Source organism: Streptomyces roseoverticillatus (genome assembly GCF_000719265.1).
Classification (GTDB): Bacteria; Actinomycetota; Actinomycetes; order Streptomycetales; family Streptomycetaceae; genus Streptomyces; species Streptomyces roseoverticillatus.
In genome coordinates this window covers 1-11,705 of sequence record NZ_JOFL01000038.1, presented here as the reverse complement: position 1 = coordinate 11,705, position 11,705 = coordinate 1, and the positions used below count along the sequence as shown (strand labels likewise).

The 11,705-nt window shown below is 71.3% G+C and carries 11 protein-coding genes and 2 tRNA genes; 9 read left to right on the top strand and 4 right to left on the bottom strand.

Annotation, left to right across the window (positions count from 1 at the left end; genetic code table 11):
* The first annotated feature begins 79 nt into the window (after positions 1-79).
* The 6 genes from IF61_RS33710 to IF61_RS0130210 all read left to right on the top strand — a co-directional run bounded on the left by IF61_RS33710 (position 80) and on the right by IF61_RS0130210 (position 3,774).
* On the top strand, positions 80-871 hold the full coding sequence (locus IF61_RS33710; protein WP_052393297.1) for an IclR family transcriptional regulator: 792 nt from the start codon (positions 80-82) through the stop codon (positions 869-871).
* Positions 849-922, top strand: a tRNA-Lys gene (locus IF61_RS0130230). The genes IF61_RS33710 and IF61_RS0130230 overlap by 23 nt, the downstream gene beginning before the upstream one ends.
* Before the next feature lie 147 nt (positions 923-1,069).
* Positions 1,070-1,528, top strand: a complete 459-nt coding sequence (locus IF61_RS35615) for a hypothetical protein (RefSeq protein WP_245684677.1) — start codon at positions 1,070-1,072, stop codon at positions 1,526-1,528.
* 64 nt (positions 1,529-1,592) lie between these two features.
* A complete protein-coding gene (locus tag IF61_RS36105) occupies positions 1,593-1,985 on the top strand; it encodes a hypothetical protein (RefSeq protein WP_030369739.1) in 393 nt (130 codons plus the stop codon).
* A 76-nt stretch (positions 1,986-2,061) separates the two neighbouring features.
* Positions 2,062-2,916, top strand: coding sequence for a DsbA family protein (locus IF61_RS0130215; protein WP_078660626.1), 855 nt, complete (start codon positions 2,062-2,064; stop codon positions 2,914-2,916).
* A 9-nt stretch (positions 2,917-2,925) separates the two neighbouring features.
* Positions 2,926-3,774: a cytochrome c biogenesis CcdA family protein gene (locus tag IF61_RS0130210; RefSeq protein WP_030369737.1), complete on the top strand. Its 849-nt coding sequence runs from the start codon at positions 2,926-2,928 to the stop codon at positions 3,772-3,774.
* A 326-nt stretch (positions 3,775-4,100) separates the two neighbouring features.
* Here IF61_RS0130210 and IF61_RS0130205 read toward each other — a convergent pair whose 3' ends face one another.
* Entirely contained in the window at positions 4,101-4,691 is a 591-nt protein-coding gene (locus tag IF61_RS0130205; RefSeq protein ID WP_030369736.1) for a lytic polysaccharide monooxygenase auxiliary activity family 9 protein, read from the bottom strand.
* Positions 4,692-4,987: 296 nt separating this feature from the next.
* Positions 4,988-5,497 (bottom strand): C40 family peptidase, encoded by a 510-nt coding sequence (locus IF61_RS0130200; protein ID WP_043191462.1) that lies wholly within the window; start codon positions 5,495-5,497, stop codon positions 4,988-4,990.
* Positions 5,498-5,663: 166 nt separating this feature from the next.
* Here IF61_RS0130200 and IF61_RS0130195 point away from each other — a divergent pair.
* The 3 genes from IF61_RS0130195 to glxA all read left to right on the top strand — a co-directional run bounded on the left by IF61_RS0130195 (position 5,664) and on the right by glxA (position 9,839).
* Positions 5,664-5,737 (top strand) — tRNA-Lys (locus IF61_RS0130195).
* Between the two features lie 305 nt (positions 5,738-6,042).
* On the top strand, positions 6,043-7,887 hold the full coding sequence (locus IF61_RS0130190) for a glycosyltransferase family 2 protein (RefSeq protein ID WP_043191459.1): 1,845 nt from the start codon (positions 6,043-6,045) through the stop codon (positions 7,885-7,887).
* Positions 7,884-9,839: a radical copper oxidase GlxA gene (gene glxA / locus IF61_RS0130185; RefSeq protein WP_030369733.1), complete on the top strand. Its 1,956-nt coding sequence runs from the start codon at positions 7,884-7,886 to the stop codon at positions 9,837-9,839. Before IF61_RS0130190 ends, glxA begins: the two co-directional genes overlap by 4 nt.
* Before the next feature lie 168 nt (positions 9,840-10,007).
* On the opposite strand, the gene IF61_RS0130180 is transcribed toward glxA, so the two are convergent.
* Positions 10,008-11,057 carry a glycoside hydrolase family 6 protein gene (locus IF61_RS0130180; RefSeq protein WP_030369732.1) on the bottom strand — a complete coding sequence of 350 codons (1,050 nt, stop codon included), beginning with the start codon at positions 11,055-11,057 and terminating at the stop codon, positions 10,008-10,010.
* Positions 11,058-11,207: 150 nt separating this feature from the next.
* The coding region (locus IF61_RS0130175; protein ID WP_052393271.1) for a class F sortase at positions 11,208-11,705 on the bottom strand (498 nt) is incomplete at its 5' end.

Genomic DNA, 11,705 nt, shown 5'->3' with positions numbered 1-11,705 from the left:
CCAACATCCTCTTCTTGCCATGCGTTTCGCGGTTATCGTGGTCGGCGGGAGACTCGCCGGAAGCCCGTAGGGGGAGACCGTGGCGCTCAAGCCCGACCCGACCGCGCCGTTCCACTCGGTGCAGTACGCCCTGCGGGTGCTGGAGACCGTCGCCCGGTACTCCGGCGGCGTCACCGAGGCCCAGATCGCCCGCGAGACCGGCCTGCCGGCCGCCCATCTGGCGCGCCTCCTGCCGATGCTCCGCCACGAGGAGTACGTCCAGCGGACCGGCGACGGCGGCTACGTGACGGGCGACGCCCTCATCCTGCTCGGCTCCGGCGGCGACCGCAGCGCCGCCCTGCACCACAAGCTCCAGCAGTCGCTGTACGAGCTGCGCGACTCGCTGGGCGCGGCCGTCTACCTGAGCCGCTACGTCGACGGCGAGGTCCGCATCACCCAGTGCGCGGACGCACCGCACATGCCCCGGGTCAACGAGTGGATCGACTTCCGCTCCGCCGCCCACGCCAGCGCGATCGGGAAGTGCCTGCTCACCCAGCTCGACCACGACGACCGCCGCGACCACCTCTCGCGCCACCGGACGGCCCGGCTCACATCGCGGACGATCACCAGCGAGAAGGTGCTGCTCAGCGCGCTCGACCGGCAGCCCGCGACCGTCCCCGTGCTCGATCTCCAGGAGTACGCCCTCGGCACGGTCTGCGCCGCCGTCCCGGTCACCGCGGGGAGCTCGGTCGGCTGCGTCGCCCTCTCCCTGCCCCTGGCCCACGCCCACCGGCTGCGGCAGGCCGCCGAGACGCTGAACCGGCGGGCCGCTCCGCTGATGCTGTCGATGGCCCTCTCTCTGTCAGCAGGCGCCGCTAGCTCAGTTGGTTAGAGCAGCTGACTCTTAATCAGCGGGTCCGGGGTTCGAGTCCCTGGCGGCGCACAGACAGACGAAGGCCCTCACCGCAAGGTGGGGGCCTTCGTCGTGCTTCCTTCCAGCGCCCTCCGCCCCCACCGATGACTTATGTCATCGGCGACCCGTGATCGGTGGATCTGCCCGCCGGAACGCCGGAACGACAGAGTTATGGGCATGGACACGATGACGCTCGCCCCCGCCGCTCCCGCCTCCGCCGAGACCGCCGAGACCACCGCGACCGCCTCCACCGAGGAGATCAAGCCGCTGCCGACCTGGTTCTTCGCCTTCGAGGGCCTGATGTCCGCCGCCTACGACCTCTTCCAGGCCGACCACCGGTTCCTGTGGGCGCTGGGAGCCCTGGGCGTGGCCAACCTCATCGTGTCCCTGACCGTCCTGCGCTCGCGGCTGCGCCTGGCCAAGCGCATGTGGCGCGGCAAGAGCACCCGCAAGGTGGCCATCGGCCTGCTCGCCCTGCGGCTCGGCTCCCACCTGGCCCTCACCCTCGCCGGCTGCACCGTGGTCTCGGCCGCGGGCCACTTCGCCTTCGCCCTCGTGATGTCCGCCACCACCGTCACCCTGCTCTGGTACGCCCAGCGGGTGTCGCTGCGCGCGCTCGCGGCGGAAGGCGTCTGAGCAGGGCCCGTAGCATGGAGGCCGTCCGTCCACCGCGCACGTACCAGGACAGGAGAGGAGCACCGTGACCAGCACGATCAAGGGTCACCGAACGGCGGCCGCGGCCGCGCTCCTGCTCCTCCTCGCGGTCCTCTTCGGACCGGTCCCGGGCGGCGCGCAGCCGTACTCCGCGGTCACGGCCGCCCCGTCCGCACATCACGCGGCACCGGCATCCGCGCCCGCCGCGGAGCCCGTACGGGCCGGGTCCCCGGACCCCGGACCCAGCTGCCGGCAGCAGGACGTGCCACTGAAGGACGCCGAGACCGCCGTCGCCTCCGGGCACGCCGACCCCGTCACCGCGCCGGGCACCGCCCGCGCCCCGCTCCCCCAGGCCGCCGCGCCCCGGGTGACCGCGCCGCGCGCGCCGCCCGCCCCCGTCGCGGGCTGCGCCGAGCTGCTCCCCGTCCTACGGATCTAGATCCGGTCCTCACGGCCCCGCCGGGCCGTGCTTCGGCATATCCGGATTCCGTACGTTCCAGGGAGCTTTCTCCTTTATGTCTGCCAGTTCCTCGAAGGCCAACCCGAAGGCCGGCCCGAAGGCCAAGAAGACCGACCCCCAGGCCAAGGCCAAGACCAAGGCCAGGACCCAGCCCAAGGGCAAGTCCAAGGCCTCCGTCTCCCTCCCCCGCCGCATCGCCGCCCTCGGTGCGATCCTCGCGCTCGTCGCCGCCGTCGTCGCCGTCGGCATGGCCATCGGCAAGAGCGGCAGCGACTCCGGCAAGCGCGGGCCCTCCGCCTCCGGCGACCCCTCCGCCGACCCGATGCAGGGCGCGTACGCGCGCGCCGAGCAGGCCACCAGCCGCCGCAAGGACGGCGACCCGCTCGCGCTCGGCCGGAAGGACGCGCCGGTCGTGCTCGTGGAGTACGCCGACTACCAGTGCTCGTACTGCGGCAAGTTCACCCGCGACAGCCAGCCCGAGCTGGTCAAGAAGTACGTGGACCAGGGCGTGCTCCGGATCGAGTTCCGCAACTTCCCGATCTTCGGCAAGGACTCCGAGCGCGCCGCCCGCGCCTCCTGGGCGGCCGGGCAGCAGGGGAAGTTCTGGCAGTTCCACGACGAGGTCTACGCCAAGCTGCGCAAGGGTGACGCGCTCGCCGAGGACAAGCTCGTCGACCTGGCAGGCAAGGCCGGCGTGACCGACATCGACCGCTTCCGCTCGGACCTGAACGGGTCGGCTGCCGAGGAAGCCGTCAAGAAGGACCAGGAGGAGGGGTACGGCCTCGGTGTGACCTCCACCCCGTCCTTCCTCGTCGGCGGCCGCCCCATCGCCGGCGCCCAGCCGATGGCCGCCTTCGACGAGGCCATCGCGCAAGCCCGGGCCGCCGCCGCGAAGAAGAGCGAGAAGTAAGGGGCCGGCATGACCGACATCGGCTACCTCGCCGCGTTCCTCGGCGGCGCCCTCGCCCTGGTCAGCCCGTGCAGCGCGCTGCTGCTGCCGGCCTTCTTCGCGTACTCCCTCGCGAGCCCCGGCCGACTGCTCGCCCGCACCGGCGTCTTCTACGTGGGCCTCGCGACCACGCTCGTCCCGCTCGGCGTGGCCTCCACCGCGGCCAGCCGGCTCTTCAACGGCCACCGCGAGCTGCTGGTGACCACCGGCGGCTGGATCGTGATCGCCATGGGCGCCGCCCAGATCCTGGGCCTCGGCTTCGCCTCGAAGAAGGCCCAGGCGGCGGCCGGGCGGATCACGCCGCGCTCGGCCGCGTCGACGTTCCTGCTGGGCTGCGTGTACGGGCTGGCCGGGTTCTGCGCCGGGCCGATCCTCGGCGCGGTCCTCACCGTGACGGCCGTCAACGGCAACCCCGTCTACGGCGGCTCCATGCTCGCCGTCTACGCCCTCGGCATGGCGCTGCCGCTGTTCGTCCTCGCGGTCTTCTGGGACCGCTTCAAGCTCGGCGGCCGGCGGTGGCTGCGCGGGCGGGAGCTGCGGCTCGGCCGGCTGCGGCTGCACACGACGTCGCTGGTCTCGGGGCTGTTCTTCATCGGCATCGGGGTGCTCTTCCTCGCCTACGACGGGACCACGGGGCTGCCCGGGCTCCTGGACGCCGACCAGGAGTTCCGCCTGGAGGAACTGGCCTCCCGGGTGGGCAACGCCGTCCCGGACTACGCCCTGCTGGCGGGGGTGGCGCTGGTGGTCGCGGGGGCCTTGGCGCGGTTCGCCCTTCGGGCGGAGAACCGGGACGAGTCGGCGGACACCGACAGCGAGTAGCGGAGCTGGGGTGCGCTCGGCACCGCCGGTCACCCCCGGCGGGGGCTGGGCGCCGCGGCGGCGGGAGTAGCGCGCGGCGCCGCCTTCCGCAGGAAGAAGCGGTGAAAGGGCGGGACCTGGGCCCTTCCTCCGCCGCAACGGCGATCCGCCCCCACCGGAGGTGACCGGCGGCGCCGAACCGGCCCGAGCCGTCGCGGCCGGAAATGCGGCCGTAGGCCGGAAGGGCGGCGCCTCCCCGGGGTGGGGCCGGGGAGGCGCCGGGAGGCTCCGGCGTCCGGCGCGGCCCTCGGGCAAGGCCAGAACTGCGCGGCCTTCGGACGAAGCCGTCAGAACTGGACGTCGGAGCAGGCGTAGAACGCGTTGCCCGTGTCCGCGATGGTCCACACCGCGAGGACGAGCTGCTTGCCGGTCCGGCCGGAGGGAAGCGTGCCCTGGTGGGAGACGGTGGCGTCGGGCACCCGGCCGCCGTAGGGCACGGTCAGGAACGGCTGGAGGTCGAGGTCGGCCCGGGTGAGCGGCCGGCCCGGATCGTAGGTGGGCTTGGTGAGGTAGTAGCGGAAGTCCGTCGTGGCGTGGCGCGCGGTGAGCCGCCACCGGAACGTGTAGCTCTGGCCCGGGCTGACCTTCGTGGCGGGCCACTGCCCGCCCCGCGGATCGTCGAGCTCCGCGAAGCGGCTGTTGCCGCCGGCACAGATCGTGCCGTCGGCGGGCCCGCGGGCCGGGAAGCCCTTGGAGCCCTCGACGCTCTGCGGCTCCCACTGGATCTCGCCGCAGTCCTCGACGGTGCCGTCGGCGCAGTACACCTGGCGGCTGGTGGGGGTGTCGGTGTAGCCGTGGCCGCTCGCGCCGCCGGTGGCGAACAGGGACGTGCCGGCGATGCCGAGGCCGATGATCGCCGCACTGATCTTTCTGCGCATGCCTTTTACTCCTCGGAGAACGTGGGGGGTTCTGTGAGCCGAGTGAAATGCGGTCTAGACCAAGGCGGAGGCTAGTACCAGCCGTTTGACATGTCTAGGCCAACGGATGCAACGATCCGGCCGCGTCCCGTACGGGGCGCCTTCATCTCCTGCCCACCGGGACCGCCGCCGGCCTGCGCCCATGCCCGCGCGGAGGCCGCGTCCCGGCCTCCGGTCATTCGCCGTTCAAGGAGGCGCTCTTGACGCAGTTCGTCAGGTGTCCCTAGGAGCCCAGCGACCCGCGGCCGCCGGCAGGCTCAGCGCACGCGCCCGTAGAGGTTCGGCCGGTAGCGGGAGAAGGTCGAGACGCGGACCTTGAAGCCGGGGCGCGGCGCCTCGACGTAGCGTTCGCCGCCCAGGTAGACCGCCACGTGGTGGACGCCGGACGCCCGCCCGTTGCGGGACCAGAAGACGAGGTCGCCGCGGTGCAGCGAGCGCCGCGCGATGTGCTTCGTCGCGCGGTACTGGTCGGCGGCGATGCGCGGAAGCCGTACGCCCGCGCGACGGTAGGCCTGCTGGACGAGCCCGGAGCAGTCCCAGCTGCGGGGGCCGTCGCCGCCGATGGCGAAGGGGTCGCCCAGATGGGCCATGGCGTAGAGGATGGCCGGTTCCAGACGGTCACCGAGGGGCCGGGCCGCCGGGAGGGCCGCTCGCAGGCCGCCGCGGCCGGGCGCGGGGGCGGGTGCGGCCGTCGCCGGGCTCGCGCCGGGCCCGGCCAGCACGACCGCCCACACGGCCGCCACGACCGCGCCGCGTATACGCACCACGCCCGCTGCACCTTTCCCCGGGCCCCCGGCCCCGGCGGTCCTGCCAGTACCCGGGCACAGCCTCTCAGCGGTCCGGAAGGCCCGCACGCCGGGGCGTCCGGGCAGGTGACGGGCAAGGTGGTCGGAAGCACCCCCGGGGATCGGGTAGAGTTTTCCCTGTCAGCAGGCGCCGCTAGCTCAGTTGGTTAGAGCAGCTGACTCTTAATCAGCGGGTCCGGGGTTCGAGTCCCTGGCGGCGCACGCGAATCTCAAGGCTCCTCACCATCGGTGAGGAGCCTTGAGTCATTTTCCGGTCAATGACATGCCTCATCACGGCAGGTCGCACCACTTTGCCCGGTAAACACCTTGTTTCACCCTTGCGATCATGGTCCGGCGTCCGAGATCCTGAACGGACAGCGATGACCCAACATCACTGAGTGACCATTGAGTTGAGTTGGGTGGCGCCGGGGGGGCCGGTGCTCTTGGGGTCCGTGCGGCCGTGGGGGGCCGGACGAGACCCGCGATCTGACACACGCAGTCAGCATGCGTGCGGGGGGAAATGACACATGACGTCCACTCCTGCCGACGCCCGGCGGCAGCTTCACGACCCGAGGGCGGCGGCCAGACCACGCACATCCGTCCACCAGGGAACAATCCCGCAGCAACCGGGCCATGACGGGCCCGTCGGGGTCCCGCCCTCGCGCCCGCCGAGAGCCCGGCCCCGGTTCGACTACGAGCACTACAGCCGGCTGGCCGGCCCGCTCACCCAGCCCGACCCGGACCGCCCGTACCGGGTGCGCTACCGCAGCCTGCTCGCCGAGGAGACGCACCGCGTCCTCGGCGCGGCCCTCCTCGGCGCCGCCCCCGTCGTCTCGCTCGGCCTGCTGATCTGGCTGATGCAGCCCGCGCACTGGACGCAGCGCGACCACGCCACCCCGCTGATGCGGGTGCTGGATGCGGTGATGCTGGTGTCGATCGGCCTCATCGAGCTCTTCCGCACGATGAACGTCGCCTCGAACGCCCACGCCACCCTCGTCGCGCGCGACCCCGTCCCGGTCGTGCCCGAGACCGGCACCAAGGTCGCCTTCCTGACCTCGTTCGTGCCCGGCAAGGAGCCGCTCGACATGGTCACGCGGACGCTGGAGGCGGCGGTCCGGCTGCGCCACCGCGGCCCGCTCGACGTCTGGCTGCTCGACGAGGGCGACGACCCCGCCGTCAAGGCCGTCTGCCGGCGGCTCGGCGTACGCCACTTCTCCCGCAAGGGCGTCGAGAAGTGGAATCGGCCGAAGGGCGCGTTCCGCGCGAAGACGAAGCACGGGAACTACAACTCCTGGCTGGACGCCCACGGCGACGCGTACGACTTCTTCGCCTCGGTCGACACCGACCACGTCCCACTGCCCAACTTCCTGGAACGCATGCTCGGGTACTTCCGCGACCCCGATATCGCGTTTGTCGTTGGTCCTCAGGTCTACGGGAACTACGATGCGGCCGTGACCAAGGCCGCAGAAAGCCAGCAGTTCCTTTTCCACGCCCTGATCCAACGCGCCGGAAACCGCTACGGCGCACCCATGTTCGTCGGCACCAACAATGCCGTCCGCATCAGCGCTCTGAAGGGAATCGGCGGCCTCTACGACTCGATCACGGAGGACATGGCCACCGGCTTCGAACTGCACCGCCACCGCAACCCCGCGACCGGCCGGAAGTGGCGCTCGGTCTACACCCCGGACGTCCTCGCGGTCGGCGAGGGCCCCAATGCCTGGACGGACTTCTTCACCCAGCAGCTGCGCTGGTCCCGCGGCACCTACGAGACCATTCTCAAGCAGTTCTGGAAAGGCCCCTGGTCGCTCTCCCCGGGGAAATTCCTCAATTACAGCCTGCTGGTCATCTATTATCCGATGACCGCACTCAACTGGATGCTCGGCGCGCTCAGCTGCGCCCTCTTCCTCGGTCTCGGCGCCTCCGGAATCCAGATCAATTCCGAGGTCTGGATGATGCTCTACAGCGATGCGGCCGCCCTGCAGATCGGGCTCTACATCTGGAACCGCCGGCACAATGTCTCGCCGCACGAGCCCGAGGGCTCGGGCGGGCTGGCCGGCATGGTGATGTCCGCGCTCTCCGCCCCGGTCTACGCCCGCTCGCTGATGGACGCCGTGCTGCGCCGCAAGAGCCGCTTCGTGGTCACTCCCAAGGGCGATTCCGCCAGCCCCGACACCCTCTTCGGGACCTTCCGCATCCACCTGTTCTTCCTGGCGGTCTTCGGCGGCTCGCTGGTGGCCTCCTTCTGGCTCGGCCACACGCACGTCGCGATGCGCACATGGGCGTCGCTGGCCCTCGCGATCACCGTCGCGCCGATCGTCGCGTGGTGGTGGACCGCGCATCGCGCCAAGAGAGCCGTGGAGGCCACCCGATGAACTTCCGGCGCTACCGTGTCAGCCGCCGCACCCGCCGCTTCGCGGTGGGGTCGGCGGTGGTGCTCGCCCTGGCGGGCATGAACGGGCCGGCCATCTGGGGCTACGCCTCCCTCCAGTACCACGACTACAAGATCAATCAGCCGGAGTACAAGGAGCGCAACGGCCACTGGACGGTGGTCGACGTCCCCGAGCAGTACCGGATCAACACGATCCACGCGGCCCTGCTGCACACCGGGAAGGTGCTCCTCGTCGCCGGCTCCGGCAACAACGCCGCCAATTTCCGCGCGAAGACCTTCCGCACGGTCCTGTGGGACCCGGTGGAGAACACGTACAAGGACATCCCCACCCCGAAGGACCTCTTCTGCGCGGGCCACACCCAACTACCCGACGGCCGCCTCCTGGTGGCCGGCGGCACCCAGCGGTACGAGAAGCTGGACGGCGACGTCACCAAGGCCGGCGGCCTGATGGTGGTGCACAACGAGGACCCTGACAAGCCGATGACGCTGCCCGCGGGCACCCGCTTCACCGGCCGCAAGAACGGCAAGACCTTCGAGGCGAAGGACGCGGTGCTCGTCCCCCGCGCCAAGAAGGAGCAGAACAAGGACACCCGCAAGGTCACCGTCACGGTCTCCACCGCCCGCGTCTATGTGGAGGCGCTGCAGAAGGGGCACGAGTTCGAGACCGGCCTCACCGACAACTACCGGGTCGACGGCCTCTCCGGCAAGGACGCCCAGAACGTCTACGGCATCGCCAACAAACTCTCCTTCGACAAGAAGGACTTCCAGGGCATCAAGGACTCCTTCGAGTTCGACCCGGTCGCCGAGCGCTACGTCACGGTCGACCCGATGAACGAGGCCCGCTGGTATCCGACCCTGACCACCCTGCAGGACGGCAGGGTCCTCTCGGTCTCCGGCCTCGACGAGATCGGCCAGGTCGTCCCGGGGAAGAACGAGGTCTACGACCCGAAGACCAAGAAGTGGACCTACCTGTCCAAGGAGCGCTTCTTCCCGACGTATCCCGCCCTTTTCCTCACCGACAAGGGCCGGATCTTCTACACCGGCTCCAACGCGGGCTACGGCCCGGCGGACAAGGGCCGCGTGCCCGGCCTGTGGGACCTGTCGAGCAACGAGTTCACCGAAGTGCCCGGCATGAGCGACCCGGACGTCCTGGAGACCTCGATGTCCGTCCTGCTGCCCCCCGCCCAGGACCAGCGGTACATGGTCCTCGGCGGCGGCGGGGTCGGCGAGGACGGGAAGGCGACGGCCAAGACCCGCATCGTCGACCTGCACGCCGACCGGCCGCGCTTCCGCGACGGGCCCGACCTCTACGCCAAGGCCCGCTATCCCAGCAGCGTCATCCTCCCTGACGACACGGTGCTGACCACCAACGGCTCGGGCGACTACCGCGGCCGCAGCGACTCCAACGTCCTCAAGGCCGAGATCTACGACCCGGCGGACAACAGCCGGCACGCGGTGGCCGATCCGCTGGTGGGCCGCAACTACCACTCGGGGGCGCTGCTGCTGCCCGACGGCCGGGTGATGACCTTCGGCTCCGACTCGCTCTTCGGCGACAGGGCCAACACCAAGCCGGGCGTCTTCCAGCAGCAGATCGACCTCTACACGCCGCCGTACCTCTACCAGAAGGGGCGGCCCGAGCTGAAGGACACCGGTCCGCGGACGGTGGAGCTGGGTGGCACGGCCACGTACCGCACGGACCGCCCGCAGGACATCACCAAGGCGCGCCTCATCAGGCCGGGGGCGTTCACGCACGTCACCAACGTGGAACAGCGGTCGATCGCCCTGGAGTTCAGCCGGTCGGCGGAGGGGCTCACAGTCACGCTGCCGAAGGACCCGTCGCTGGTGCCCCCCGGGTGGTACATGCTCAACGTCATCGACGGCCGGGGCGTGCCCTCACCGGCGGTGTGGGTGAAGGTGCCCGTGGCGAAGCCGTAGCGCCTGCCGGCGGGGCACAGGTCCGGCGCCTGCGGCACAGGCCGGCACCGCCGGTCTGCACCATGGTGGTCCCTCGCCGTTGCTGCGGAAGAAGATTGCCGCCGCAATGGCGAGGGGCTCTCGCGCCGGAGGTCCGGCGGAGCACGGACCATCGCGCCGGCGCCGTGATCAGTGTGCGTTCCGCGCCAGGTCCAGCGCGTAGGTCTCCCACCACTTGCCGGCGCCCGGGCCGCCCTTGCACGTGCCGTCGGACTCGCCCGGGCGCTTGACCCACAGGTACGCGTCGACCTTGGAGTCGCCGGTGCGGGTGGTGGGAGGGGCGCCGAGCGCGCGGCCCTGGGGATTGCACCAGGCCTTCTCGTGATCGGGGGCGTTCAGCGGGCCGTTGCCGTTGCGGCTGGTGTCGATGACGAAGTGCTTGCCGCCCAGCAGGCCGGACAGCCGGTGCCCGTAGTCCTTGTTGGCCTTGGTGGTCTGGAAGTTGGAGACGTTCAGCGCGAAGCCGTCGGCCTGGTCGATGCCGGCCCGGCGCAGCGGATCCGCCATCCGGTCGGGCGGATTGACCCAGCTGGGGTTGCCCGCGTCGAGGTAGACCTTGGTGTGCGGGAGGGCCTTGAGGCGGCCCATGGCCTCCTTGAGGAGCGCGAACCGCTCCTCGTGGTACTGGTGGGGGGTGCAGCCGTCCGAGACGTGGGGCACGGCGTCGGGCTCCAGGATCACCGTCGCGCCGCGGTTGCCGATGCCCCGGACGGCGCCGTCCAGCCAGCCGCGGTAGGCGTTGCCGTCGGAGGCGCCGCCCTGCGAGTACTGGCCGCAGTCGCGGTGGGGGATGTTGTAGAGCACGAGGACGGCGATGCGGTCGGCCTTGGCGGCGGCCTCGGTGAAGCCCCGGGTCTGCCCCTCGGGGTCGTCGGGGCCGATCCACTCGGCGACGGGCTGTGCCGCGATCTTGCTGAGGAGCTGGGCCTGGCCGCTCCGGCCGCCCTTGCGGAGCTCGGAGGCGCGCTTGGCCGCGGTGGACTCGGGGTTGACCCAGAACGGCACCCGGGCCTTGGGCTGCTGGGCGGGGGCCTGCGGCGGCGGGGCTTCCTTGGGGGATGTCGCGGAGGACGAGGAGGAGGAACAGCCGGTGAGCAGCATCAGCGCTCCGGCGGCGGCCCCGGCGGTGCTCAGAGCCGCGCGCGCCCTGCGGGCACGGCCGGTGTGACTGCCGTACATCCATTCCCCCTCGGGTGCATTCCTGCAGGGGTGTCCCCACGCCCCCACGGGACATGACCGGTCCCTGCAATGCTGGCACACCTGAGAGCGGGACCATGTGTGATTGTGGATGACGGGCAGTCAATTCGCCCGGTTGGAGCACCCATACGCTCATCTCCGCGCGGATCCGGCCATTCCGCCCGGCCTGTTCAGCCTGTCGGGCCCGGTCGCTCCGGTCGCTCCGGTCAGGTAGGCGGAGACGACGACGTTCGCGCTGTACGAGCGCCTGGCGCGGTCGAAGTCGCCGCCGCAGGTGATCAGGCGCAGCTCGGCGCGCTTTCCGTCGCGCGGCCCGTAGGCCTTGGCGGCGTCGAAGCGTTCCTTCGTGAAGACGGAGACGTCCTCGACGGTGAACTCGGCGGTGGTGCCGTCCGCGCGGCCGACGGCGACGGTGTCGCCGGGCTTGAGGCTGCCGAGGTCGTAGAAGACGGCGGGCGCGTTGTCGGTGTCGACGTGGCCGACGAGGACGGCGGCGCCGGGTTCGCCGGGCCGCGGCCCGCGGCGGTACCAGCCGACGGTGCCGGCCCGGTCGTACGGGGGCGGGTCGACGGCGCCCGCCGGGTCCAGCCCCCTGGCCTCGACGGGGGCGTCCACGCCCAGGGCCTTGAC